The organism is Ideonella alba, from assembly GCF_018069875.1.
GTDB classification, from domain to species: Bacteria; Pseudomonadota; Gammaproteobacteria; order Burkholderiales; family Burkholderiaceae_C; genus Ideonella; species Ideonella alba.
On sequence record NZ_JAGQDF010000007.1, the window covers coordinates 138327 to 164007 of the forward strand.

At 69.8% G+C, this 25681-nt stretch carries 23 protein-coding genes and 1 riboswitch; of the genes, 10 read left to right on the forward strand and 13 right to left on the reverse strand.

The genetic code is table 11. From position 1 onward, the window contains the following. Positions 1-443: 443 nt before the first annotated feature. From pcaF to KAK07_RS13810, 10 genes are all read right to left on the reverse strand, one after another. Entirely contained in the window at positions 444-1652 is a 1209-nt protein-coding gene (gene pcaF, locus KAK07_RS13765) for a 3-oxoadipyl-CoA thiolase (protein ID WP_210855697.1), read from the reverse strand. Positions 1653-1707: 55 nt separating this feature from the next. After that, entirely contained in the window at positions 1708-2424 is a 717-nt protein-coding gene (locus KAK07_RS13770) for an ABC transporter ATP-binding protein (RefSeq protein ID WP_210861385.1), read from the reverse strand. Further along, a complete protein-coding gene (locus tag KAK07_RS13775) occupies positions 2424-3179 on the reverse strand; it encodes an ABC transporter ATP-binding protein (protein ID WP_210861387.1) in 756 nt (251 codons plus the stop codon). Before KAK07_RS13775 ends, KAK07_RS13770 begins: the two co-directional genes overlap by 1 nt. Next, the gene (locus tag KAK07_RS13780; protein ID WP_210855703.1) at positions 3176-4147 is read right to left on the reverse strand and encodes a branched-chain amino acid ABC transporter permease; all 972 of its coding nucleotides are present in this window, start codon (positions 4145-4147) and stop codon (positions 3176-3178) included. The genes KAK07_RS13775 and KAK07_RS13780 overlap by 4 nt, the downstream gene beginning before the upstream one ends. Then, on the reverse strand, positions 4147-5028 hold the full coding sequence (locus tag KAK07_RS13785) for a branched-chain amino acid ABC transporter permease (protein ID WP_210855705.1): 882 nt from the start codon (positions 5026-5028) through the stop codon (positions 4147-4149). Before KAK07_RS13785 ends, KAK07_RS13780 begins: the two co-directional genes overlap by 1 nt. A gap of 146 nt (positions 5029-5174) precedes the next feature. Then, positions 5175-6341 (reverse strand): ABC transporter substrate-binding protein, encoded by a 1167-nt coding sequence (locus tag KAK07_RS13790; protein ID WP_210861389.1) that lies wholly within the window; start codon positions 6339-6341, stop codon positions 5175-5177. Next, positions 6338-7141 carry an alpha/beta fold hydrolase gene (locus tag KAK07_RS13795; protein WP_210861391.1) on the reverse strand — a complete coding sequence of 268 codons (804 nt, stop codon included), beginning with the start codon at positions 7139-7141 and terminating at the stop codon, positions 6338-6340. The genes KAK07_RS13790 and KAK07_RS13795 overlap by 4 nt, the downstream gene beginning before the upstream one ends. Then, positions 7138-8742, reverse strand: coding sequence for a benzoate-CoA ligase family protein (locus KAK07_RS13800; RefSeq protein ID WP_210861393.1), 1605 nt, complete (start codon positions 8740-8742; stop codon positions 7138-7140). Before KAK07_RS13800 ends, KAK07_RS13795 begins: the two co-directional genes overlap by 4 nt. Positions 8743-8777: 35 nt before the next feature. Beyond that, the gene (locus KAK07_RS13805) at positions 8778-10331 is read right to left on the reverse strand and encodes a 3,4-dehydroadipyl-CoA semialdehyde dehydrogenase (protein WP_210861395.1); all 1554 of its coding nucleotides are present in this window, start codon (positions 10329-10331) and stop codon (positions 8778-8780) included. Position 10332: 1 nt separating this feature from the next. Further along, positions 10333-10803: a 4-hydroxylaminobenzoate lyase gene (locus KAK07_RS13810; RefSeq protein ID WP_210861397.1), complete on the reverse strand. Its 471-nt coding sequence runs from the start codon at positions 10801-10803 to the stop codon at positions 10333-10335. 131 nt (positions 10804-10934) lie between these two features. Here KAK07_RS13810 and KAK07_RS13815 point away from each other — a divergent pair, with 131 nt between their 5' ends. The 7 genes from KAK07_RS13815 (at position 10935) to KAK07_RS13845 (ending at position 19332) form a co-directional block, all read left to right on the forward strand. After that, positions 10935-11867 carry a helix-turn-helix transcriptional regulator gene (locus KAK07_RS13815; RefSeq protein ID WP_210861399.1) on the forward strand — a complete coding sequence of 311 codons (933 nt, stop codon included), beginning with the start codon at positions 10935-10937 and terminating at the stop codon, positions 11865-11867. Positions 11868-11976: 109 nt separating this feature from the next. Further along, entirely contained in the window at positions 11977-13647 is a 1671-nt protein-coding gene (boxC, locus tag KAK07_RS13820; RefSeq protein WP_210861401.1) for a 2,3-epoxybenzoyl-CoA dihydrolase, read from the forward strand. Between the two features lie 97 nt (positions 13648-13744). Continuing rightward, positions 13745-15172 carry a benzoyl-CoA 2,3-epoxidase subunit BoxB gene (gene boxB / locus KAK07_RS13825; protein ID WP_210861403.1) on the forward strand — a complete coding sequence of 476 codons (1428 nt, stop codon included), beginning with the start codon at positions 13745-13747 and terminating at the stop codon, positions 15170-15172. Positions 15173-15296: 124 nt separating this feature from the next. Continuing rightward, the gene (boxA, locus tag KAK07_RS13830; protein WP_210861405.1) at positions 15297-16583 is read left to right on the forward strand and encodes a benzoyl-CoA 2,3-epoxidase subunit BoxA; all 1287 of its coding nucleotides are present in this window, start codon (positions 15297-15299) and stop codon (positions 16581-16583) included. Between the two features lie 5 nt (positions 16584-16588). Further along, positions 16589-17383 (forward strand): enoyl-CoA hydratase-related protein, encoded by a 795-nt coding sequence (locus tag KAK07_RS13835; protein WP_210861407.1) that lies wholly within the window; start codon positions 16589-16591, stop codon positions 17381-17383. Continuing rightward, positions 17376-18887 (forward strand): 3-hydroxyacyl-CoA dehydrogenase, encoded by a 1512-nt coding sequence (locus KAK07_RS13840; RefSeq protein WP_210861409.1) that lies wholly within the window; start codon positions 17376-17378, stop codon positions 18885-18887. Before KAK07_RS13835 ends, KAK07_RS13840 begins: the two co-directional genes overlap by 8 nt. Positions 18888-18897: 10 nt before the next feature. Next, positions 18898-19332 carry a MaoC family dehydratase gene (locus KAK07_RS13845; RefSeq protein WP_210861410.1) on the forward strand — a complete coding sequence of 145 codons (435 nt, stop codon included), beginning with the start codon at positions 18898-18900 and terminating at the stop codon, positions 19330-19332. Positions 19333-19338: 6 nt separating this feature from the next. Here KAK07_RS13845 and KAK07_RS13850 read toward each other — a convergent pair whose 3' ends face one another. Next, positions 19339-20100 carry a hypothetical protein gene (locus tag KAK07_RS13850; protein ID WP_210861412.1) on the reverse strand — a complete coding sequence of 254 codons (762 nt, stop codon included), beginning with the start codon at positions 20098-20100 and terminating at the stop codon, positions 19339-19341. Positions 20101-20230: 130 nt separating this feature from the next. Further along, entirely contained in the window at positions 20231-21133 is a 903-nt protein-coding gene (locus tag KAK07_RS13855; RefSeq protein WP_210861414.1) for a hypothetical protein, read from the reverse strand. A gap of 111 nt (positions 21134-21244) precedes the next feature. On the opposite strand from KAK07_RS13855, the gene mnmH reads away from it, so the two are divergent. Continuing rightward, a complete protein-coding gene (mnmH, locus tag KAK07_RS13860) occupies positions 21245-22291 on the forward strand; it encodes a tRNA 2-selenouridine(34) synthase MnmH (RefSeq protein ID WP_210861416.1) in 1047 nt (348 codons plus the stop codon). Here mnmH and KAK07_RS13865 read toward each other — a convergent pair whose 3' ends face one another. Next, on the reverse strand, positions 22292-23173 hold the full coding sequence (locus tag KAK07_RS13865) for a LysR family transcriptional regulator (RefSeq protein WP_210855918.1): 882 nt from the start codon (positions 23171-23173) through the stop codon (positions 22292-22294). Positions 23174-23281: 108 nt separating this feature from the next. Here KAK07_RS13865 and KAK07_RS13870 point away from each other — a divergent pair, with 108 nt between their 5' ends. Together KAK07_RS13870 and KAK07_RS13875 are read left to right on the forward strand one after the other, a co-directional pair. Beyond that, positions 23282-24286, forward strand: a complete 1005-nt coding sequence (locus KAK07_RS13870; protein WP_210861418.1) for a tripartite tricarboxylate transporter substrate binding protein — start codon at positions 23282-23284, stop codon at positions 24284-24286. Further along, complete coding sequence (locus tag KAK07_RS13875) at positions 24283-25452, forward strand: M20 aminoacylase family protein (RefSeq protein WP_210855738.1); 1170 nt, start codon at positions 24283-24285, stop codon at positions 25450-25452. Before KAK07_RS13870 ends, KAK07_RS13875 begins: the two co-directional genes overlap by 4 nt. A 94-nt stretch (positions 25453-25546) precedes the next feature. Beyond that, positions 25547-25667: riboswitch (glycine riboswitch) on the forward strand. The last annotated feature ends 14 nt before the right edge of the window (positions 25668-25681 follow it).

A 25681-nucleotide genomic window follows, 5' to 3' on the forward strand; every position in this document is an offset into this window, starting at 1 on the left:
GCCGAGCACCACAGGGTAGTCGGCGCAGCCGACCGCCCTCGCTGGCCGGCTCTGCCTGCCTGCCCAGCCCTTGGCTCGCTCCGACCGTTGCAAGTGGTCTTCCTGCAGAGGTTGGCGCGCAGCCAAGGCCTGAGCGACCTGGTGCTGTCGTCGCAGACGGTGGCGGTCGGCTGCGCCGACTTCCCTGTGGTGCTCAACGCCCCGGGGTGGTCGACAAACTCCCTGCGCTCGCCTGCGGCTCGCTCCGGTCAAACAGTGTCGACCAAGTCAGTGCACGAGGCGCGCCTGCGGCGCGCGCCCCGGGGCGTCTGCGCTCCTCGGCGCCCCCGACAGCGCCACCATCCCCAGGCCGCTCAGGCCTTGGCTGAATCCACCGTTGGCGTACTGCAGCAGGCATGGCCCATCGCGGCCTACGGCCGCTGTGGGCAGCCAGCAGCCCGTCGTCAGACCCGCTCGACGATCAACGCAATGCCCTGCCCCACGCCGATGCACATCGTGCACAGCGCGTAGCGGCCGCCGCTGCGGTGCAACTGGTTGACGGCGGTGGTCACCAGGCGCGCGCCGCTGGCGCCCAGCGGGTGGCCCAGGGCGATGGCGCCGCCGTTCGGGTTGACGCGCGGGTCGTCGTCTTGCAGGCCCAGGTCGCGCAGCACGGCCAGGCCCTGAGCGGCGAAGGCCTCGTTGAGTTCGATCACGTCCATTTGCGCCAGACTCAGGCCGGTCAGTTCCAGCACCTTGCGGCTGGCCGGCGCCGGGCCGATGCCCATGATGCGCGGCGGCACGCCAGCGGTGGCCATGCCCACCACGCGGGCGCGCGGCGTCAGGCCGTGGCGGGCGGCGCTGGCCTCGTCGGCCAGCAGCAGCGCGCAGGCGCCGTCGTTGACGCCGCTGGCGTTGCCGGCGGTCACCGTGCCGTCGGGGCGCACCACGCCCTTGAGCTTGGCCAGCGCTTCCAGGCTGGTGTCGCGGGGGTGCTCGTCCTTGGCGACGACGATGGCCTCGCCCTTCTTCTGCGGGATCGTCACCGGGCAGATCTCGGCGTCAAAGTAGCCAGCCAACTGCGCAGCCACGGCCTTCTTCTGGCTGGCCAGGGCCATGCGGTCCTGGGCCTCGCGCTCGATCCTGAAATCGGTGGCCACGTTCTCGGCGGTCTCGGGCATCGCGTCCACACCGTAGGCGGCCTTCATCTTCGGGTTGATGAAGCGCCAGCCGATGGTGGTGTCGTACACCGCATTGGCACGGCTGAAGGCGCTCTCGGCCTTGGGCATGACGAAGGGCGCGCGGCTCATGCTCTCGACACCGCCGGCGATCATCAGACCGGCCTCGCCCGCCTTGATGGCGCGCGCGGCGATGCCCACCGCGTCCATGCCCGAGCCACACAGCCGGTTCACCGTGGTGCCCGGCACCTCCAGCGGCAGGCCGGCCAGCAGGCTGGCCATGTGCGCCACGTTGCGGTTGTCCTCGCCGGCCTGGTTGGCGCAGCCGAAGATCACATCGGTCACCGCGGCCCAATCGACCTTCGGGTTGCGTGCCATCAGCGCCTGCAGCGGCACGGCGCCCAGGTCGTCGGTGCGGACCGACGACAAGGCGCCGCCGTAGCGGCCGAAGGGCGTGCGTTGGGCATCGCAGATGAAGGCGTGGCGGGTGCTCATGGCAGCAGGTTCCTGAAAAAGGAGTCAGACTCGAATGGCGTGGGGTGGCGCGGGCTCAGACGCCCAGGTAGCGGTGCAGCGCGGCTTCGTCAGCAGACAGTGTCTCCGAAGCGCCTTCCAGCACCAGGCGACCCTTTTCCAGCACCAGCGCGCGGTCGGTGTTCGCCAGCACCTTGCGGAAGTCGCGGTCGACCACCAGCGAGGCGATGCCGGTGCGGCGCACCAGGCTGATGACGCGCCAGATCTCGGCCACCACCAGCGGCGCCAGGCCCTCGGTGGCTTCGTCGAGGATCAGCAGATCCGGGTTGGTCATCAGCGCGCGGCCGATGGCCAGCATCTGCTGCTCGCCGCCGCTGAGCTGGCCGCCGCCGTTGGTCAGGCGCTCGGCCAGGCGGGGGAAGGTCTCCAGCACGCGCTCGAAGGTCCAGTCGACCTGGCCTCGGGTGCCGGCGCGCGCCGCCATCACCAGGTTCTCGCGCACGCTGAGGTTGGGGAAGACGCCGCGGCCCTCGGGCACATAGCCGATGCCCAGCCGGACGATCTTCTCGGGCGGCTGGCCGCTCATGTCCCGACCGGCGACCTGCACCTGTCCCGCGCTGGCGCGCAGTTGGCCGATCAGCGTGCGGATCAGCGTGGTCTTGCCCATGCCGTTGCGGCCCAGCAGACCCACCGCCTCGCCCGGCGCAATGGCCAGGCTGATGCCGTGCAGGATGTGGCTCTGGCCATAGTGCGCGTGCAGGTCACGCGCCTGAAGAAACGGGGCGGCGCTCATCAATGGGAATCCCCGAGGTAGGCCAGTTGGACGTCACGGTTGGCGCGCACCTCGGTCGGTGCGCCACTGGCGATGACACGGCCGTTGACCATCACGGTGATGCGGTCGGCGACGCGGAACACCGCATCCATGTCGTGTTCCACCAGCAGGATCGCGTGGCCGGCCTTGAGCTCGCCCAGCAGGGTCAGCATGCGTTCGGTCTCCTCGGCGCCCATGCCGGCCAGCGGCTCGTCGAGCAGCAGGACCTTGGGGTTGGACGCCAGGCACATCGCAATCTCCAGCTGGCGTTTCTGGCCGTGCGACAACACGCCGGCGGTCCGCTCGGCCACCTCGGCAAGGCCGGTGCGCGCCAAGGCCTCGTCGGCGGCCTGCATGGCGTCGCGGCAGGCGGTGGCGGGGGTGAGCCAGTTCCAGGGCTTCTGCCACCGTGCCTGGGCCGCCAGGCGGCAGTTCTCGCGCACGCTGAAGGGCAGGAAGATGGTGTTGCGCTGGTAGCTGCGGCCCAGACCCGCGCGGGCGCGGCGCGGCTGGGTCCAGCCGGTCACGTCCTGGCCCAGCAGTTCCACCGTGCCCGCCGAGGCGGGCAGTTCGCCCGAGAGCAGATTGATCAGCGTGGACTTGCCGGCGCCATTGGTGCCGATGACCGCGTGCAGTTCGCCCTGGCGCAGGTCCAGCGTCACGCCTTCGACCGCCTTGAGGCCACCGAAGAAGCGCGACAGGCCCTGTGCGCGCAGCAGAAGGGCATCACCGCTCATGCGCCCTCCTTCGGCGTGACCAGGCCAATCAGGCCGCGCGGCAGCAGCGCCACGAAGGCGATGATGGCCAGGCCCAGCATCAGCTGCCAGTGCTTGGCAAACGGGCCGAACACCGCCTGCGACTGGAACAGCTCCTGCAGCAGCGTGAAGGCCAGCGCGCCGATCAACGCGCCGCGCAGATGGCCCAGGCCGCCCAGGATGATCATGATCAGCACCGCGCCGCTCTGGTGCCAGGACATCAGCTCGGGGTTCACCACACCATCCTTCACCGCGAACAGATAGCCCGCCAGCCCCGCCAGCATGGCCGAGAAGACGAACACCGCCAGCTTGTACGGGTAGGTGGCGAAGCCCGCCGCCCGCATGCGCTGTTCGTTGACCTTGATGCCGGCCAGCGCGCGGCCGAAGCGGCTGCGCAGCATCACCGACCAGAACGCCGCCACGCCCAGCAGGCAGGCCCAGACCAGCCAGTACAGCGTGTGGCCCTGGTCCAGGTCGAAGGGCTTCCAGCCGAAGATCGACGCATCGGGCTTGAAGTAGAGGTAGATGCCGTCGCTGCCGCCCACCCAATTGGTGTCGTGCGCCACGAAGAAGGCCATCTGCGCAAAGGCCAGTGTGATCATGATGAAGTACACGCCCTTGGTGCGCAGCGACAGCGCGCCCACCAGCAGCGCATAGCCGCCGGCCGCCGCCACCGCCGCCGCCGCGGTCAGCCACAGCGAGGCCGCCTCGCTCTGCGGCGTCAGTACCGCAGCCGCATAGGCGCCGATGCCGAAGAACGCCGCCTGACCGAAGCAGACCAGGCCGGTCTGGCCGACCAGCAGTTCCAGGCTCAGCGCGAAGATCGCCAGGATCATGATCTTCATCGCCAGCTCGGCATAGAAGGGCGGTGCCCACAGCGGCCACAGGGCCAGCAGGATGAAGGCCAGTGCCACGGGCACCGCCTTGCGAAGGAAACCGGTCTCGAACATCAGCCTGCCTTGAACAGCCCTTCCGGCTTCCACAACAACATCACCGCCATCAGCAGGTACACCGAGACACCGGCAATGCCCGGCACCAGCACCTTGCCGAAGGTGTCGACAAAGCCCACCAGCAGCGCCGCGATCAGCGCGCCCTTGATCGAGCCGATACCGCCGATCACCACCACCACGAAGCAGATGATCAGCACGCTCGAGCCCATGCCCGGGTAGACCGAGGACACCGGCGCCGCGATCATCCCGGCCAGCGCCGCCAGCGCCACGCCCACCGCAAACACCACGCGGTACAGCAGCCGGATGTCCACACCCATGGCCCGCACCATGTCGCGGTTGCTGGCACCGGCGCGGATGCGCATGCCCAGCCGCGTGCGCGCCAGCACCGCCCACATCGCCAGCGCCACCGCCACGCACACCGCCGAGATGAACAGGCGATAGACCGGGTAGGTCATCACCTCGCCCAGCGGAATGCTGCCCGACAGCCAGGCCGGCGGCTGCACGCCGTGCACGTCATCGCCCACGATGATCGAGCGCAGTTCCTCGAACACCAGGATCAGGCCGTAGGTCATCAGCACCTGCTGCAGGTGCTCGCGCTCGTACAGGTAGCTGATGAACACCCACTCCAGCACGTAACCCAGCAGCACCGACAGCACGATGCCCACCGCCATCACCGTGAAGAAACCGCCGCCCAGCCACTGCTCCACCGCCGGCGCCAGCGCATAGGCCATGTAGGCGCCGATCATGTAGAAGCTGCCATGCGCCAGGTTGATGACGCCCATGATCCCGAAGATCAGCGTCAGCCCCGAGGCCACCAGGAACAGCAGCAGCCCGTACTGCACCGCATTCAGGCACTGGATGAGAAAAGTGGCGAGATCCACAACAGTCCATCAAGGCGCCGCAACGCCGCAGAAGAAAAGGAGGCCGGAAGGCCGACGCCCCCTCAAGTCACCACCGCGGATCCGGCTATGCCGGTCCGCTGGTGGAGCCCCCGCGGGGGGTGGCGAGCGCCAGCGAGCCTGGGGGCTCAGCCCTTACAGCCACGGGCCGGATCGGCCAGCGACTTGGAGGCAATGCCCACCACCTTGTTTTCCTTGCCCACCACCTGGCGCAGGTACATGTCCTGCACCGGGTTGTGCGCCTTGCTCAGCGTGAAGGCGCCGCGCGGGCTGTCGATCTTGGCCTTTTCCACCGCAGCGGCGAACTCGGCCTTCTTGCTGACGTCGCCCTTCACCGCATTCAGGCCGATGCCCAGGATCTGCGCCGCGTCATAGCCCTGCACCGCGTACACGTCCGGCTGCAGCTTGTAGGTCTTGGCGTAGGCCAGGCGGAAGCTCTTGTCCTTGGCGTTGTCCAGGCTGTCGCCGTAGTGCAGCGCGGTGAACAGGCCATCGGCCGAGGCGCCCTGGGCCTCCAGCGTGCCATCGGTCAGGAAGCCCGAGCCGTACAGCGGGATGCTCTTCTTCAGGCCCGCCGCGTCGTAGTCCTTGACGAACTTGACCGCGCCGCCGCCGGCGAAGAAGGTGTAGACCGCGTCGGGCTTGATGGCGGCGATCTCGGTCAGCAGGGCCTGGAACTCGACGTTCGGGAAGGGCAGCGTCAGCTCCTTCACCACCGAGCCGCCGCCCTTCTCGAAGGCCTCCTTGAAGCCCTTGACCGATTCATCGCCGGCCGCGTACTTCCAGGTGATGGTCACGGCCTTCTTGATGCCCTTCTTGGCCATCACCTCGCCGGTGGCGTAGCCCGGCTGCCAGTTGCTGAACGAGGAACGGTAGATGTTGTTGCCGCACATCGGGCCGGTCACCGCGTCGGCGCCGGCATTGGGCACGATCAGCAGCACGTTGTTGTCCTTGGCGGCCTTGGCCATGGCCATGGCCACACCCGAGTGCACGGTGCCGATCAGCACGTCCACGCCATCGCGCTTGATCAGCTTGTTGACGTTCTCGGTGGCCTTGGCGGGATCCGATTCATCATCGACCTTGCTGAACTCGACCTCGCGGCCGCCGATCTTGCCGCCCTGCTCGGCCAGGTACAGCCGGAAGCCGTTCTCGATGGCCACGCCCAGCGCGGCGTAGGTGCCGGTGTAGGGCAGCATCAGGCCGACCTTGAGCTTGGCCCCCTGGGCCATGGCCGAAGCCGAGGCCAGCAGGGCCGCGGCAGCGGCCAGGGCGGTCAGCGAGGTGCGAGCGTTCATGCGTGTGTCTCCTGGTGAAGCAAGGGGGCAAGAAAGGCCTGGCAGGCGCGGATCACCGGCTCAGGCTGGTCACGGTGCGGCGAATGCCCGCAACCGGGCAACTTGACCAGTTGCGTGGCCGGCAGTCCATTGGCGATTCCATCGATCTGGGCCATCGTGCCGTAGGGGTCGTCCTCCCCCTGGATGGCCAGCACGGGTGCCGTGATATTCTTTAGTTCTGAAGTAATTTGCCACTGGGGAAAGTCCGGGGCCAGCCAGATGTCGTTCCAGCCGTAGAAGGCGGAATCGACGTCGTCGTGGTAGCGGGACAGCGGTGCACGCAGCCCGCCCTGCTCGTATTGCACGCGGGCCTCGCGGATGCTCTTCAGACCGAATTCCTCGACCAGGATGTGCGGCGCCATCACGATGCAGGCATTCACCCGCTGGGGTGCGTGGGCCGCATGCAACAGCGCGATCGAGCCGCCATCGCTGTGGCCCAGCAGCGCATAAGGGCCGCGCACACCCAGCGCGTCCAGCAGCGCCGGCAAGACCTGCTGCGCCTGGCGGTGCATGAAGTCCAGGCCCCAGTGCTCATCGGCCGCGCGCGGCGTGGAACGACCATAGCCGGGGCGCGAGTACACCAGCGCCCGCACGCCGCAGGCGCGCGCCAGCCGGTCCGGGAAGTCGCGCCACATCGACACCGAGCCCAGGCCCTCGTGCAGCACCACCAGCAGCGGCGCCGCGGGGTCGTCCACCCCGACCCAGGTGTGTTCGATGTCGACCGGCCGTCCGGCCCAGTCGATGCGCACCCGCTGGGTCATGCCGCCGGGCCCTTGGCGCGTTCCTGGTCGCGCAGCTTGAAGCGCTGGATCTTGCCAGTGGCCGTCTTGGGCAGGTCCTCGACGAACTCGATCTGGCGCGGGTACTTGTAGGGCGCCAGGTGGTCCTTGACGAAGGCCTTGAGCGCCGGCTCGTCGGTCTGCTGGCCGGGCTTGAGCACCACGAAGGCCTTGGTCTTGGTCAAGCCCTCGGCATCCTCGACGCCGATCACCGCCGCCTCCAGCACCGCCGGGTGCTGGACCAGCGTGGCTTCCACCTCGAAGGGGCTGACATAGATGCCGCTGACCTTGAGCATGTCGTCGCTGCGGCCGCCGTAGGTGTAGCTGCCGTCAGCGTTGCGCACGTACTTGTCGCCGCTCTTGGTCCAACCGCCCTGGAAGGTCTCCTGGGTCTTCTGCCGGTTGCCCCAGTACATCATCGCCGCCGAGGGGCCCTGGATGTAGAGGTCACCCGGCTCGCCGTCGGGCACCGGCTGGCCCTCGTCGCCGCGCAACTCGATCGTGTAGCCCGGCACCGGCCAGCCGGTGGTGCCATAGGCCACCTTCTCGGGCGTGTTGGACAGGAAGATGTGCAGCATCTCGGTCGAGCCGATGCCGTCAACGATGTCCACCCCGAAGTGCGCCTTGAAGCGCTGGCCCAGCTCAGCCGGCAGCGCCTCGCCGGCCGAGGACACCAGGCGCAGCTTCACGTCGCTGCGCGCCGGCAGCGCCGGATGCGCCAGCATGCCGGCGAAGCCGGTGGGCGCCCCATAGAACACCGTGGGCTGGACGCCGCCGATGCCGCCCAACCAGCGCTTGAAGGTGGCGTCCGGCGTGGGCCGCTCGCCCATCAGCAGCACCGTGGCGCCCACGCTGAGCGGAAAGCTCAGCGCATTGCCCAGGCCGTAGGCGAAGAACAGCTTGGCGGCCGAGAAGCACACGTCGTCCTCGCGCAGCTTCAGCACGCCCTTGCCATACAGCTCGGCCGTCCAGTAGGGGTTGCCGTGCGAGTGCACCGTGCCCTTGGGGCGGCCGGTGGAGCCGCTGGAATACAGCCAGAAGCCCGGCGCGTCCGGCCCGGTGGCGGCGGGCTTGCCCAGCGGCGCGTGCGGCGCCAGGAAGGCCTCGAACTCGACCTCGCTGGGGTGCAGCGGCGCGATCGGGCGCGACACCACCACCTTCTGCACCTCATGGTCGGACTTGACCATCGCCGCGGTCACGGCCGGCAGCAGCGCGCCCGAGCACAGCACGGCCTGGGCGCGCGAGTGCTCCAGCATGTAGGCGTAGTCGTCGGCCGTCAGCAGGGTGTTGACGGCCACCGGCACCACGCCGGCGTACATCGCGCCCAGGAAGGCGACGGGCCAGTCGCGGCAGTCGTGCATCAGCAGCAGCACGCGTTCCTCGCGCTTGACGCCCTGGGCGCGCAGCGCGGCGGCCAGCTGGCGCACGCGCTGGTCGAGCTCGCCGTAGCTGGTGCTGCCGGTCTCGTCGACAAAGGCCGCCTTGGCGGCACGGCCGGTGTTGAGCGACAGCAGGTGCGCCGCGAAGTTGAAGTGCTCGGCCAGGCCGGGGACGCCGGCGAGCTCGGTGGTCTGTGCATTCATGGCGTGTCTCCTGTCGCCGATCGTTCGGGTGCCGGTCAGAGCCGGGTGGCCGGACCCAGGGCCGCCAGCACCTCGGGGGCCGCCTGCAGCGCGCTGCGGCGGTGGTAGAAGTTCAGGGCCCGCAGGCCGCCCAGTTCCTCGCCGCCACCGGCGCGGCCGGGGCCGCCGTGCAGCGATTGCGGCATCACATTGCCGTGGCCGGTGTGCAGCCGCGCCACCGCAGGGGTGACGATGTGCACACGGCCGTGCAGGTCGGCCAGCTCGGTGGCGCAGGCGGCCAGCGCCGCCGGGTCGTCGCCATAGAGCGAGCAGGCCAGCGAGCCGGCACCGCGGCGCACCAGGGCCTGGGCCTGGGCCAGGTCGTCGTAGGGCATCAGCGTGGCCACCGGGCCGAAGACCTCGGTGTCGTGCACCCGTGTGGCGGTGACGGGCTGCTCGCAGCCCAGCAGCACCGGTGCCACGCAGGCCGACTCCGGCCCGGCGCCAACCAGCGGCGTGGCGCGGCCATCGTGCAGCACCGTGGCTTCGCTCAGCAGCGTGACCAGGCCCTCTTCCACATGGCGCTTCTGTTCCTGGCTGACCAGCGCGCCCATGCGCACCGTCGCGTCACGCGGGTTGCCCACCACGGTCTTGCGCAGCTGGGCGGCGATCAGTTCGGCCGCCGCGGTGTACAGCGCACGCGGCACGAAGGCGCGGCGGATCGCGGTGCACTTCTGGCCCGACTTCACGGTCATCTCGCGCGCCACCTCGCGGGCGAACAGCGACAACGCCTCGGAGCCCTCGGCCACCGGCAGCAGCAGCGCCGAGTTCAGGCTGTCGGCCTCGATGTTGACGCGCACCGAGTGGCGCACCACGGCCGGGTGCGAGCGAATGACGGCGGCCGTCTCGGCCGAGCCGGTGAAGCTCAGCACATCCTCGCCCTGCAGCTGATCGAGCAGGCCGGCCGAGCTGCCGCAGACCACACTGAGCGCGCCCAGCGGCAGGATGCCCGCGGCCACCACATCAGCCACCATGCGCTGGGTCAGCCAGGCGGTGGCGGTGGCGGGCTTGACGATCACCGGCACCCCCGACAGCAGCGCCGGCGCCGCCTTCTCCCACAGGCCCCAGGCCGGGAAGTTGAAGGCGTTGATGAACAGCGCCACGCCGCGGGTGGGGGTCATCACATGCTGCGACGCGAAGGCGTTGTCCTTGGCCAGCGCCACCGGCTCGCCGTCCAGCAGCAGCCGGGCCTCACCGAGTTTGGCGCCCCAGCGGGCGTACTGGCCCAGGGTGTAGATCGCGCCGTCGATGTCCACCGCCGAGTCACTCTTCACGGTGCCCGAGTTGCGGGTGGCGATCTCGTCGTAGGCATCACGGTTCGCGACCAGCACCTCGCCGATGCGCGACAACAGCGCGGCGCGCTCACCGTAGCTGAGCGCCCGCAGCGCGGCACCGCCCTGCTGGCGGGCGAAGGCAAAGGCCGCGCCCAGGTCCAGCCCGGCGCTGGACACCGTCACCAGCGCCTCGCCGGTGACCGGGTCGTGCAGCGTGGTGCCGGCGCCCTGGCCCGCCACCCATTGGCCGGCCACGAAGTTCTTCAGGGATTCCATCTCAGGCCTTGGTGAATTGGATCGCGCCCTCGGGCAGCAGGTACAGCACGTAGGCGCGGCCACCGGTCACGGTGGGGCGGTGGGCACTGCCGGGCGGGTAGACCTTCCAACCGGCGGCCTGGCCGTCAAAGCGGGCGTCGCCGTCCAGCGGCATCACCAGGTCGATCTCGCCATTCGGGTGCACGTGGTGCGGGCCCACCACATCGCGCATGTCGACCACATCGACCGAAAAGCCATTCAGCGCCGGTGTCGGTTTGATCACCCGGCCGTAGCGGATGCCGCCGTGCTCGTGCGGGCAGATCCAGCCGGCGGCGTCACCGGCCCGGCAGGCCGCGACGATGGCTTCGAACAGCGGGCTGCCGGCCGGGTGGGTGCGGTTCAGTTCGGCGGCCAGCGCCTCATCCAGCGGGCGGCCGGCCAGCGAGGCGGTCAGCGGGGCGATCAGGTCCTGGAAGGTGTCGACAGTGCTCATTCGGTGTCTCCTGGGCCTCGCTTCCCCGGGGGTTGCGAGGCTTGTGGAAATTTAGTGCATGTACGAAACTTACCCGGCCGGAGCGGCCGCGTCAAGCACTATATTGCATGCTTCGGGTAATCACTGAATCCATGGACGACTTTGATCCGACTCTGGCCGACCCCCCCGCCACCGAGCGCCCCAGCGACCCGCGCGACCCCTTCCTGACCGCGCTGGGCGAGCGCGTGCGCTCCTTGCGGGCGCGCCGCGGCCTGACCCGCAAGGCCTTGTCCCAACACTCTCAGGTGTCCGAGCGCCACCTGGCCAACCTGGAGCTGGGCGTGGGCAATGCCTCGGTGCTGGTGCTGCGCCAGGTCTGCCGCGCGCTGGACTGCCCGCTGCCCGAACTGCTGGGCGACGAGACCAGCAGTTCACCCGAATGGGCGCTGATCCGCGACCTGCTGCGTGGCCGCAGCGAGGACGAGCTGCGCCGCGGCCGCATGGCGCTGACCGATCTGTATGGCCAGTCCGGCGCACCCGATGCACGTGCCCAGCGCATCGCGCTCATCGGCCTGCGCGGTGCGGGCAAGTCCACGCTGGGCCGCCTGCTGGCCGAGTCGCTGGACGCGCCCTTCGTCGAGCTGAACACCGAGATCGAGCGCGTCGGCGGCTGCAGCCTGCCGGAGATCCACAACCTGCTGGGCTCGGCCGCCTACCGCCGCTACGAGCGCCGGGCCCTGGAAGAAACCATCCAGCTCTACCCGGACGCGGTGATCGCCACCCCTGGCGGCGTGGTCTCTGACCCGGCCAATTTCAACCTGCTGCTGGGCCACTGCGTCACCGTCTGGCTCAAGGCCACGCCCGAGGAACACATGGCCCGCGTGATGGCCCAGGGCGACCTGCGCCCGATGGCCGGCAACCGCGAGGCGATGGACGACCTCAAGCACATCCTGGCTGAGCGCACCCCCTTCTACAGCCAGGCCGATCTGCAACTGGAAACCGGCGGCAAGCCGCTGGAGCAGGCTTTTGCCGAACTGCGCCGGCTGGTCGAGCCGATGCACCGGGCGGCTCAGGGTATGCACTAAACTGCAGTTTTCGCTTGACAAGCGGATTTTCTGCACTATGATGCCTATCCATGGTTGCTGCACGATCTTGCATCAACCCCTCACCCACCGCCCCTGACCCGGAGACACCATGAGCACCACCCCCGACACCGCCGCCCTGGTCGACTACCGCACCGAGCCCGGCAAGTACCGCCACTGGACCCTGAAGTTCGAAGGCCCGGTCGCCACGCTGGCCATGGGCGTGGACGAGAACGCCGGCCTGCGCCCCGGCTACAAGCTCAAGCTCAACAGCTACGACCTGGGCGTGGACGTCGAGCTGCACGACGCCATCAACCGCATCCGCTTCGAGCACCCCGAGGTGCGCACCGTGGTGCTGACCTCCAGCCGTGAGCGCGTGTTCTGCTCGGGCGCCAACATCTTCATGCTGGGCGTCTCCAGCCACGCCTGGAAGGTGAACTTCTGCAAGTTCACCAACGAGACCCGCAACGGCTTCGAGGATTCGTCCAGGCACTCCGGCCTGAAGTTCCTGGCCGCGGTCAACGGCGCCTGCGCCGGCGGCGGCTATGAGCTGGCCCTGGCCTGCGACGAGATCCTGCTGGTCGATGACCGCAGCTCGGCGGTGAGCCTGCCCGAAGTGCCGCTGCTGGGCGTGCTGCCTGGCACCGGTGGCCTGACCCGCGTCACCGACAAGCGCAAGGTGCGCCATGACCTGGCCGACATCTTCTGCACCACCACCGAAGGCGTGCGCGGCCAGAAGGCCGTGGCCTGGCGCCTGGTCGACGAGATCGCCAAGCCCGCCCAGTTCGCCGCCCGCGTCCAGGAGCGTGCACTGCAGCTGGCCGAGCAGAGCGACCGCCCGGCGGGCGCCCAGGGCGTGGCCCTGACTCCGATCCAGCGCAGCTTCAACGGCGACAGCCTGCAATGGCAGCACGTGGGCGTCGAGATCGACCGCGCCAAGCGCCAGGCCGTCATCACCGTCAAGGCGCCCGAGGGCGCGCAGCCGACCAGCCTCGAGCAGATCGTCGCCGCCGGTGCCGACTGGTACGCGCTGGCCATGGCCCGCCAACTGGATGACGCCATCCTGCACCTGCGCACCAACGAGCTGGAGATCGGCACCTGGGTGCTGAAGACCAGCGGCGACGCCGAAGCCGTGAAGGCGCTCGATGCCCTGCTGCTGGCGAACCAGAACCACTGGCTGGTGCGCGAGACCACCGGCCTGCTGCGCCGCACCCTCAGCCGCCTGGACGTGTCCTCGCGCTCGCTGTTCGCGCTGATCGAGCCGGGCTCGTGCTTCACCGGCACCCTGCTGGAGCTGGCCCTGGCCTGCGACCGCATCTACCACCTGGCCCTGCCCGACGACGCAGCCAAGGCGCCGAAGATCGGTGTGGGCGAGATCAACTTCGGCCTGTTCCCCATGGCCACCGGCCAGAGCCGCCTGGCGCGCCGCTTCTACGAGGAAGCCGCGCCGATGGCCGCGGTGCGTGCCACGATCGGCCAGGCGCTGGACGCTGACGCCGCCTTCGCGCTGGGCCTGGTCACCTCCAACCCCGACGACATCGACTGGGACGACGAGGTGCGCCTGGCGCTGGAAGAGCGCGCCGCGATGTCGCCCGACGCGCTCACCGGCATGGAGGCCAACCTGCGCTTCAATGGCCCGGAGAACATGGTCACCCGCGTCTTCGGCCGCCTGACCGCCTGGCAGAACTGGATCTTCCAGCGCCCCAACGCCGTCGGCGAGAAGGGCGCGCTGAAGGTCTATGGCAAGGGCGAGAAGTCGCAGTTCGACATGAACCGCGTCTGAGCCCCACAGCCCACTTTCGACGTTGGGCGGCGCGGTTCCGGGTGGAGCGCGCCGCCACCGAAACACCACTCCCCCGATCCCGGCACACGGAGACACCATGTCCTCGATCAACTACTCGGAAAAGATCCCCAACAACGTCAACCTCTCGGAAGACAAGACCCTGCAGCGTGCGCTGGAGCACTGGCAGCCCAACTACCTGCAGTGGTGGCAGGACATGGGCCCGGACGGCTCGACCAACTTCGACGTCTACCTGCGCACCGCCGTCAGCGTCGACCCCGACGGCTGGGCCCAGTTCGGCCACGTCAAGATGCCCGACTACCGCTGGGGCATCTTCCTGAACCCCAAGGAAGAAGGCCGCCAGGTCAACTTCGGCGAGCACAAGGGTGAAGCCGCCTGGCAGGACGTGCCTGGCGAACACCGCGCCAACCTGCGCCGCATCATCGTCACCCAGGGCGACACCGAGCCGGCCTCGGTGGAGCAGCAGCGCCACCTGGGCCTGACCTGCCCCAGCCAGTACGACCTGCGCAACCTGTTCCAGGTGAACGTCGAGGAAGGCCGCCATCTGTGGGCCATGGTCTACCTGCTGCACAAGTACTTCGGCCGTGACGGCCGCGAGGAAGCCGATGCGCTGCTGCAGCGCAACTCGGGCGACGCCGACAACCCGCGCATCCTGCAGGCCTTCAACGAGAAGACCCCGGACTGGCTGTCGTTCTACATGTTCACCTACTTCACCGACCGCGACGGCAAGTTCCAGCTGTGCGCGCTGGCGGAGTCGGGCTTCGACCCGCTGGCCCGCACCACGAAGTTCATGCTGACCGAGGAAGCCCACCACATGTTCGTGGGCGAGTCGGGCGTGAGCCGCGTGATCGCCCGCACCTGCCAGGTGATGAACGAGCTGAAGACCGACGACCCGGCCAAGATCCGCGCCGCCGGCGTGATCGACCTGCCCACCATCCAGCGCTACCTGAACTTCCACTTCTCGGTGACGATCGACCTGTTCGGCGCCGACGAGTCCAGCAACGCCGCGATCTTCTACAACTCCGGCCTCAAGGGCCGCTACGAAGAGACCAAGCGCGGCGACGACCACCGCCTGCAGGGCCAGCACTACGCCGTGCTGGGCCTGAAGGATGGCCAGCTGATCGAGCGCGAGGTGCCGATGCTCAATGCGCTGAACGAAGTGCTGCGCGACGACTACATCAAGGACTCGATCGGTGGCGTCAGCCGCTGGAACAAGGTGATCGAGAAGGCTGGCATTCCCTTCCGCTTGACCACGCCGCACAAGGCCTTCAACCGCAAGATCGGCACGCTCTCGGGCGCGCACATCACGCCGGACGGCCAGGCCGTCAGCGCGGCCGAATTCGCGGCCCGCGAGAAGGACTGGCTGCCCAGCGCCGAGGACCGCGCGTTTGTGGCCAGCCTGATGGGCCGCGTGGTTGAGCCGGGCAAGTTCGCCAACTGGATCGCGCCGCCGGTGATGGGCATCAACCGCCAACCGGTCGACTTCGACTACGTCAGATTCAACTGACGCCAGGCCGGACGCCCGCCGGGCGCCGTCCCCGGCCTCGGCGGGTTCGAGACGACGGGTTTCACCCGCGCCTCAACCCGCCGACTTGCTTCGATACTTCGTCCCTCACTCCGAGGCACATGCCATGAACGCTCCGCTGCCCACGGTGCTCAAGCAGCACGTCATCGATCCCGAGATCTGCATCCGCTGCAACACCTGCGAAGCCACCTGCCCGGTCGGCGCGATCACGCACGACTCGCGCAACTACGTGATCGACGTGGCGACCTGCAACTGGTGCAACGCCTGCATCTCGCCCTGCCCCACCGGCTCGATCGATAACTACCGCAGTGTGCCGGCCGGTCGGCCCTACACGCTGGAGGAACAGTTCAGCTGGGACGAGTTGCCGGCCGAACTGAGCCCCGACCAGTTGCAGGCCGCGGTGGCCGAGTCCGGCGGTGACGTCAGCGCCCTGGCCGCCGAGCCTGCCGCGGCCCCCGCGGCAGATCCGAGCGGCGAGACCGCCTTCCGGAGCGCCGACTGGGGCGCCACGCTGCCGCCCTGGTCGGCCGCGCACGCCTACACCAACCTGTACGGTCCGAAGGCCGCGCAGAAGACGGTCACCGCCACGGTCACCGGCAACGTCCGCGTCACCGAGGTCGGCAAGGACTACGACACCCACCACATCGTGCTCGACTTCGGCGCCATGCCCTTCCCGGTGCTGGAAGGCCAGTCGATCGGCATCATCCCGCCCGGCACTGACGCCAGCGGCAAGCCCCACCATGCGCGCCAGTACTCGATCGCCAGCCCGCGCAACGGCGAGCGCCCGGGCTACAACAACCTCTCGCTGACCATCAAGCGGGTGCTGGAAGACCACGCCGGCAAGCCGGTGCGGGGTGTGGCCAGCAACTACATGTGCGACCTCCAGGTGGGCGACACGGTGCAGGTGATCGGCCCCTTCGGCACCAGCTTCCTGATGCCCAACCACCCGCGCTCGAACATCGTGATGATCTGCACCGGCACCGGCAGCGCGCCGATGCGGGCGATGACCGAGTGGCGCCGACGCCTGCGCGCCAGCGGAAAATTCGAGAGTGGCAAGCTGATGCTGTTCTTCGGTGCCCGCACCCAGGAAGAGCTGCCCTACTTCGGTCCGCTGCAGAACCTGCCCAAGGACTTCATCGACATCAACTTCGCGTTCTCGCGCACGGCCGGCGCCCCCAAGCGCTACGTGCAGGACGCAATGCGCGAGCGCGCCGCCGACCTGGCGGCGCTGCTGCAGGACCCGAACACCTGCATCTATGTCTGCGGCCTGAAGTCGATGGAAGAAGGCGTGGTGCTGGCGCTGCGCGACGTGGCTCAGCAGGCCGGCCTGAGCTGGGACACGATCGGCGCTGCCCTCAAGACCGAAGGCCGCCTGCACCTCGAAACATACTGACCCCGATGAGCTACAGCACGCTGGATGTCACCGTCGCCCCCGTTGCCCGGGTGCGGATGAACCGCCCCCAGGTCTTCAACGCCTTTGACGAGGCGATGATCGGCGAGTTGGACCAGGCCTTCAGCGCCCTCACCGCCGACCCGTCGGTGCGGGTGATCGTGCTGGAGGGCGCCGGCAAGGCCTTCAGCGCCGGCGCCGACCTGCAGTGGATGCAGCGCGCCAGCACCGCCAGCATCGAGTGGAACGAGGCCGATGCGCGCCGTTTCGCCGGCATGCTGCACACGATCCACCGCTGCCCCAAGCCGACGATCGCGCGGGTGCACGGCGTGGCGCTGGGCGGCGGTGTAGGCCTGACCTGCGCCTGCGACATCGCCATCGCCAGCGAGGACGCCAAGTTCTCGGTCAGCGAAGCCAAGTTCGGCATCCTGCCCTCGGTCATCGGACCCTACCTGACCAACGCGGTCGGCAAGCGCCAGGCGCTGCGCCTGGCGCTGACCACGCAGCGCATCGGTGCTGCGGAAGCCCTGGCCATTGGCCTGGTCCAGCAGGTGGTGGCGGCCGATGCGCTGGACGCCACGGTGGACGCCACCGTGGCCGAACTGCTCAACGGCGGCCCGAATGCGCTGGCCGAGATCAAGGCCCTGTTCGCCCAGTTCGCGGTGGGCCCAATCAGCCCGGACGTGCGCGAACTGACCGCGCGTACCATCGCCCGCGTGCGCGGCACCGAGGAAGCCCGCGCCGGCTTCGCCGCCTTCCTCGCGAAACAACCTGCCCCCTGGGTTCCCAAGACGAATGACTGATCTGACCAACGCCCCGGTGCTCGTGGTGGGCGCCGGCATCATGGGCGCCGGCATCGCCCAGGTGGCCGCCCAGGCCGGCCACCGCGTGTGGCTCCACGACACCCGCGAAGGCGCCGCCGCCAGCGCCAAGACCGCCCTGGCCAAGACGCTGCAGGGCCTGGTGGACAAGGGCAAGCTGGGGGCCGACGCTGCCGAGGGCGCACTGGCCCGCATCACGCCGATCAGCGCGCTGGCCGAAGCGGCTGCCGCCCGCGTGGTGGTGGAAGCCATCGTCGAGAACCTCGAGGTCAAGCGTGGTCTGTTCCGCGACCTGGAAGCGCTGCTGGCCGACGACGCGATCCTGGCCACCAACACCTCGTCTATCTCGGTCACCGCCATCGCCAACGGCCTGCGCCGGCCCGGCCGGCTGGTGGGCATGCATTTCTTCAACCCCGTGCCGCTGATGAAGCTGGTCGAGGTGGTCTCGGGCCTGCACACCGAGCCGCCGGTGGCCGAGGCCATCTTCACGCTGTCCAAGGCCTGGGGCAAGGTGCCGGTGCATGCCAAGAGCTCACCGGGCTTCATCGTCAACCGCATCGCCCGGCCCTACTACGCCGAGACCCTGGCGCTGCTGCAGGAGCAGGCCGCCACGCCCGCGGTGCTGGACGCCTGCCTGCGCGGCGCCGCTTTCCGCATGGGCCCGTGCGAGCTGATGGACCTGATCGGCCACGACACCAATTTCGCGGTGACGAACTCGGTCTACGGCGCCTACTTCCAGGACAAGCGCTTCGGCCCCTCGGGCGTGCAGCGCGACCTGGTCGACGCGGGTTGGCTGGGCCGCAAGAACGGCCGCGGCTTCTACACCTACCCCCAGACCGACGCCGACAAGGCCCTGCCCGCCGCGCCGCAGGCCGCGCCGGGCGCGCTCACCGTGCACGGCCAGTGCGCCTGGGCAGCACGCATCGCCGACGCGCTCAGTGCGGCCGGCCTCAGCGTCACCCGTGACACCACGGCCGCCGCTGTGGCGATCTCGCTGGCCGAGGGCGGCGAACTGCGCCCCACCGATGGCCGGCCTGCGTCCCAGCTCGCGTTTGAAGGCGGCGCGCGCGACGTGGCCGTGTTCGACTGGAGCGTCACCGAGACCGTGGCGCCCGGCACGCCCATCGCCTTCGCGGTGGCCAGCGGCGCCAGCGACGCTTTTTCCGCCCGCGCCGCCGGCGTGCTGGCCGCGGCCGGCTGGCAACCGCTGCGCGTGGCCGATGCCGCCGGCCTGGTGGTGGCGCGCACCATCGCCATGCTCGTCAACGAAGCGGCCGACGCCGTGCAGCAAGGTGTCTGCAGCCCCGAGGGTGCCGATGCCGCGATGAAGCTGGGCGTCAACTACCCTGCCGGTCCCTTTGAATGGTTGGCCCGCGTGGGCGCCCCCGCCGTGGTGGGCCTGCTCGACCGCCTGGACACCCACTACCGCGGCGAGCGCTACCGCGTCAGCCCTTGGCTGCGCCAGCGCGTGTGGGCCACTGCTTGAAGAACACCGCATGAAGTTCGCCGAGTTCCACGCCGGCCAGGTGATCGAGGCCGGCCCCTTCACGATCACCGAGCAGCAAATCCTCGACTTCGCGACCGCCTGGGACCCGCAGTGGTTCCATACCGATCCCGAGGCTGCCGCCCTGGGCCCGCACGGCGGCCTGATCGCCAGCGGCTGGCAGACCTGCGGCATCGCGATGCGCCTGCTGGCCGAGAAGGCCCTGGCCGGCAGCGAGAGCTTCGCCTCCCCCGGCCTGCAGTACGTGAAATGGCTCAAGCCGGTGCGCCCGAACGACACGCTGCGCGTGGTCGCCACCGTGATTGAGACCCGCCGCGCCTCGGCCAAGCCGATGGGCATCCTGCGCTGGCGCTGGCAGCTCTACAACCAGGACGGCGCCGAGGTGCTGGACCTGGAGGCGACCAGCCTGTTCCAACTGGCCGCCTGAGCCCGCTCAGCGCACGGTACCGGTGATCGTCACCGTCACCGCGTCACCGCTGGCCGCGCTGAAGCCGCTGTCGCGGCAGTCGAAGGCGGGCTTCTTCACCTTCTTCAGGGTCACCGTCTGACCGGTGCGGCCGTTGGTGCAGCTCACCTGGTAGGGCGTGGCGGCCCAGTCGGCCTTGCCCGCCACGCCGGTGGTGGGCACGACGCGGCCGTCATGCACGGGCCAGGCGATGTTCGGGTTGTCTGACAGCGCGGTGTTCCAACCGGTGCCGTCCAGACCAAAGGTGGTGATGACGCTGCCCCAGGTCTCGCTGGTCCAGACATAGGCGCCGATCCAGTCGCCGTAGGGACGGTAGGCGCCCAGGTTCTGGAACGGTCCGCGCTCGCTCAGCACGTTGCTGGTGTGGCCCAAGGTCTGGAAGAACATCGAGCTGAACTCGGCGCGCGAGGGCAGCCGCCAGCCGCCCACGCCACCGAAGGTGGCCTCGGCGAGCCAGGCGTTGGCGCTGTCGAACTGGGTCAGCGGTGCCTTCGCATAGTTGGCGCGGTCGTCCCGCCAGGCATAGGCGCTGCGCTGCACCGCACCGGTGTCGGTCAGCCAGGTGATGCCCAGGCGGGTGTCGTAGTAGGCCTCGAAGCCCGGCTTGCCGGGATCCAGATCGATGCCTTCCAGCGTGGTGGACCAGTCGCCGGACGCGTGTGCGCCGGTCGACAGCAGGGACAGGGGCAGCAGCGCGCAGGCGGCTGCCAGCAGGTGACGTCGGATCATGGGGACCTCCTGGGGTTGAACGGCACGGCCCGACTGGCCATGCGAGGGCCGCAGCTTGCGGCCCTCGTTCCCGCTCAACCTCCCCTGTTCAGAGGAGAGGTCGCGTTCACGTCATCGGTGTTGATGACGCTCAGGGGCTGGTGTAGTTGCCGGTGCTGCAGGCCGCCGTGGTGTTGCGGTAGAACTGGCTGACGCTGTAGGTGGCGGTGGCCGTCACCAGGCTGCCGCTGTTGCTGCACAGGTCGGCCACTTCGTAGCCATTGCTGGTGTTCCAGGCCTGCGGGTAGGCGGGGTTGCTGCCGGGCGTGGGGATGGCGTCGGTCACGGCCTCCACGAATTCGTGGGCGGCGATGAAGGTGATGGTGTTGAAGCTGTAGCCGCAATCGGGCTCGACCGAGAAGAGGATGTTGTCCGGTCGCATCCGCTTGGTCTTCGATGCGAAGTGGTAGGCGCCGAAGTGGGTGCAGGACCGCAGACCATCGATCGTGATCGTGGTGTCGGCCGGGAAGTACACCATGTACAGCGTGTCCGGGTCCTGTGGTGGCAGCACGCCGGCGGCGATCTGCCCGGTCAGCTCGGCCACCACGTCCGCGTTGCTCAGCGACTTGGACGGGTTGGCGGGCGTGATCTGCACCTGGCCCAGGTAGCTGCCGCGCTGGATGTGCTGCTTGGTGCCGCGGCGGCCATCCACGGCGCGCAGGAAGGTGTCGTATTCGGCCATCTGGTCCACATAGCTGCTGTTGACCAGGGCCGCACTGAAGCCCGGGATGCCGCTGACCGTGGTGCTGCGCACGTTGGCGCCCCACATCACCGAGACCAGCTTGACGTTGCCAATCACCGAGCCGCCGTAGTACAGCACCGAGCCGGCGGCGGCCTCGGTGGGCGCCACGCGGCCGCGCTGGGCCCAGCCCTCGGGCGTGAGGTAGGCGTGGTAGGCGCCAACGCGCTCGGCCTGCGCCGCGCCGGCCGCCAGCAGGCCAGCGGCCAGCAGCAGGCCCGGCAGGCGACGTGACGGGATCTTGGGATCGGACATGGGTGACTCCTCCGGGGATGGTGGTGAAGCGCGGCACCTTGGCACGCCCGGCCCACCTTGTCCAGGCGGCGCGCCCGACCTCCCCCACGAATGGCGCCGACAATAGCGGCCATGAGTGCCCACCGCCCCGTCGGCGTCGACCAGCTCGGCCGCTTCGACGCGATCATCGACGCCCGCTCGCCCGCCGAATTTGCCGAAGACCACCTGCCCGGCGCCATCAACTGCCCGGTGCTGGATGACGAGGAGCGCCGCATCGTCGGCACGCTCTACGCCACCCAGGGCGCCTTCGTCGCGCGGCGCATCGGCGGCGCGATGGTGGCGGCCAACCTGTCGCACCACCTGCGCACGCACTTCAGCGGCATGCCCGAGCGTTGGCGGCCGCTGGTCTACTGCTGGCGCGGCGGCATGCGCAGCGGCTCGATGGTCACCTGGATGCGCATGGTGGGCTGGGACGCCCAGCAGCTGGCGGGCGGCTACAAGAGCTTCCGGCGCCATGTGATCGCGCGCATCAACGACATGGCGCCCGGCCTGGACCTGCGTGTGGTCTGCGGCCCCACCGGCAGCGCCAAGAGCCGGCTGCTGCGGCTGCTGGCCGAGGAAGGCGCGCAGGTGCTGGATCTGGAGGCGCTGGCGGTGCACAAGGGCTCGGTGCTGGGCCAGGTGCCCGGTGCGCGGCAGCCCACGCAAAAGGGCTTCGAGACCCGGCTGTGGCAGGCGATCGAGGCGCTGGACACGGCGCGGCCGGTGTTTGTCGAGGCCGAAAGCCGGCGCATCGGCCAGGTGCAGCTGCCCACACCGGTGCTCGAGCGCATGCGCGCCAGCCCCTGCGTGGAGCTGCTGGCTCCGGTGCCGGCGCGCCTGGACTACCTGCTGCAGGACTATGCCTACCTGGGCGATGACCCGGCCGCGCTGGCCCGGCAGATCGGTCTGCTGCGCGGCCTGCATGCCCACGCCACGATCGACCAGTGGCAGGCCTGGGCGCTGGCGGGCGAGCTGGCGCCGCTGTTCGAGGCGCTGATGGTGCAGCACTACGACCCCGCCTACGCCCGCTCGCAGCGCGGCGATTTCCTGCGCCTGGCGCAGGCCGAGCGGCACACGCTGGCGGCGCTGGACGAGGCCTCGCTGCGCGCGCTGGCGCGGCAGCTGGCTGCGCGCTGATCAGGCGCAGCGCTCGCGCGCCAGCGTGCGCAGCAGCGCCAGCGCTGGCGGCGGGCTGCGCCCGGCCAGCGTCACCAGGCCGAAGCGTGCCACGGCCTGCAGGGGCGGCTCCACCCTCAGCTCGGCCAGCCCGGGCGCCGCGGCGCGCACCGCGATCAGCACCGCATCGCTGGCGGCGGTGGCCTCGACCAGGCCCGCCAGATCGTCGCCGCGCAGCGTGACGCAGCGCTCGGGGTGGGCCTCGGGACCGTAGCGGTCCATCAGCACCGCGGCCACCGCGTCGCTCAGCGGCGTGGCGGCGATGGGCCAGGCCTGCAGCTCGGCAAAGCGCAGCGGTCGACGCTTGCGCAGCAGCGGGTGGCCGCGGCGGCAGAGAAAGCCGCCGGGCAGTTCGCCGATGATCTCGCAGCGCAGGTCCGGTGCCGGCGGCAGCGAATAGGCGTCCACCACCAGCGCGTCCAGCGCACGTGCGCGCAGCGCGTCCACCAGCAGCGCGGTGCCGCCGCGGCGCAGCTCCAGCCGCAGCCCCTGGCCCTGGGCGGCCACACGCTGCAGCAGCGGCACGGTCAGCAGCGCCCCCGGGCCCGAGCCCAGGCCCACGCGCAGCGTGCCAGCCCGTGCGCCGCGCACCGCCTGGCCCTGCGCCACCAGCTCGTCGGCATCGGCCACCAGCTGGCGCGCGCGGGTCAGCAGCTCGCGGCCCAGCGGCGTGGGTTCGGCGCGGCGGCCGATGCGGTCGAACAGGCGGCCGCCAACCTCGTCCTCCAGCGCCGCGATGCTGCGGCTGAGCGCGGGCTGGGTGAGGTGCTGGCGCTCGGCCGCCCGGCTGAACGAGCCGGTGTCGGCCAGGCTGATCAGGTGACGCAGCTGGACCAGGGTCATGATCATGAGTAGAACTCATTGAACAGAGCATTGCAATGCATTGGACTGCCGCGAGTGCGCTGCCTAGTATCTGCCCGACACCCACCCCCCCCTGCCGGAGCCTGACCCATGACTTCCCTGCTGCGTCGCATTCCCACCCTGGTCGCCACGCTGATGGCCAGCCTGTGTCTGGCCACTGGTGCCCTGGCCCAGTCGGCCGCCAAGCCGATGAACCTGATGGTGCCCTACCCCGCCGGCGGCCTGTCGGACGTGATCGCCCGCATCGTCAACCAGCCGCTGGGCAAGGCGCTGGGCCAGCAGGTGATCGTCGAGAACCTGGGCGGCGTCAGCGGCGCGCTGGGCGCGATGAAGGTGCTGGGCGCCCCCTCGGACGGCCAGTACCTGTTCCAGGGTTCGCCCAACGAGCTGATCCTGGCTCCGCTGGCCAGCAACGCGGTCAAGTTCAAGAGCGAGGACTTCCGCCTGGTGCAGATGATCGGCGTCTCGCCGATCGCCATCCTGGCCCGCCCGGGCCTGCCGGCGAAGAACGTGGATGAGCTGGTGGCGCTGGCCCGCAAGGCCGCCGCCGACAACAAGCCGCTGACCTACGCCAGCGTGGGCATCGGCTCGTTCTACCACGTGCTGGGCGAGCACTTCTCGCAGACCATCGGCGCGAAGATGACGCACATCCCCTACAAGGGCATCGCGCCGATCTTCCAGGACCTGGGTGGCGAGATGGTGGACATCTCCATCATCGTCAGCGGTGCGCAGGTGGGCGGCCTGGTGGACAGTGGCCGCCTGAAGATCGTCGGCACGCTGGCCCCGGCCGGCAAGGTGGAAGCCCCGTTCCTGAAGCAGTACCCCAGCGTCAACGACAGCAAGTCGGTCAAGGACTTCGCGTTCAACATCTGGACCGGCTACTTCGTCAAGAAGGACACGCCCGAGCCGGTGGTGCAGGCCCTGCACAAGGCGCTCTCCACCGTGCTGGCCGACCCCGCCGTGCACACCCAGCTGGAGCAGCAGGCGGTGATGCCCGCCAAGCCGCTGAGCCTGGCCGATGCCTCAAGCGAATACGCCGCCCAGACCGCGCGCTTTCGCGCCATCGCCAAGGCCATCAAGCTGGAAGCGCAATGAGTGCCGCCACGCTGGACGACTTCGTCGCGCTGCGGCGCGATCTGCACCAGCATCCGGAACTGGCCTTCGAGGAGCACCGCAGCGCCGGCCTGGTGGCCGAATGCCTGCGCGAATGGGGCTACGAGGTGGTCACCGGCCTGGGCGGCACCGGCCTGGTGGGCACGCTGCGCCGCGGCAGCGGCCCGCGCCGCCTGGGCCTGCGCGCCGACATGGATGCGCTGCCGATCAGCGAGCAGTCCGGCCGCCCCTGGGCCAGCTGCAAGCCGGGCCTGATGCACGCCTGCGGCCACGACGGCCACACCGCGATGCTGCTGGCGGCCGCGCGTCGCCTGGCCGATGAAGGCGGCTTCGACGGCACGCTGCACCTGATCTTCCAGCCGGCCGAGGAAGGCGGCGGCGGCGCGTTGCGCATGATGGCCGACGGCCTGTTCGAGCGCTTCCCCTGTGACGCCGTCTTCGCCATGCACAACATGCCCGGCACGCCGCAGGGCCACCTGGTGTTCCGCGACGGCCCGGCCATGGCCTCCAGCGACTACGCCACGATCACCCTGCACGGCGTGGGCGGCCACGGCGCCATGCCCCAGCACACCGCCGACCCGGTGGTGGCCGCAGCCAGCCTGGTGATGGCGCTGCAGACCGTGGTCTCGCGCAATGTGGACCCACTGCAGGCGGCGGTGGTCACGGTGGGCGCGCTGCAGGCCGGCCAGGCCAACAACGTGATTCCGGCCAGCGCCCGGCTGGAGCTGAGCGTGCGTGCGCTGGACCCGGGCGTGCGCGCCACGCTGCAGCAGCGCATCCGCGCGCTGGCCGCGGCCCAGGCCGAGGGCTACGGCCTGCGCGCCGAGGTCGACTGGCGGCCCGGCTACACCGTGCTGGTCAACCATGCCGAGCCCACCGCCTTCGCCCGCGCCGTGGGCGCCGAGCTGCGCGGCGAAGCCGGCATCACCCGCCAGGGCCCGCCGCTGACCGGCAGCGAGGACTTCGCCTTCATGCTCGAGCGCGTGCCCGGCAGCTACCTGCTGATCGGCAACGGCGGCCCGGAGTCCAGCGTGCCGGCCCATGCCTGCATGGTCCACCACCCCGGCTACGACTTCAACGACGACAACATCGCCGTCGGCGCCGCCTACTGGACGCTGCTGGCGCGGAGGTTCCTGATTCCCGCGTAAACTTGATCCCTGGCAGGAGAGTGCTGCGGCCCTGCGCCGCAGCCACCGAAGGCGCAAACTCCCATGCACGCTCAGGTCCCGTACTGCCACCTCACACACGCCGTCTGGAGAGCCGTCAGCGCCTGTTCACACCAGGGCTGACGCACCGAAGGAGCAAGGCCCGGCCCGCAAGGCTGGCGCCGAATCTCTCAGGTACCAAGGACAGGGGGAGCGGCACATCGGCAGCCTC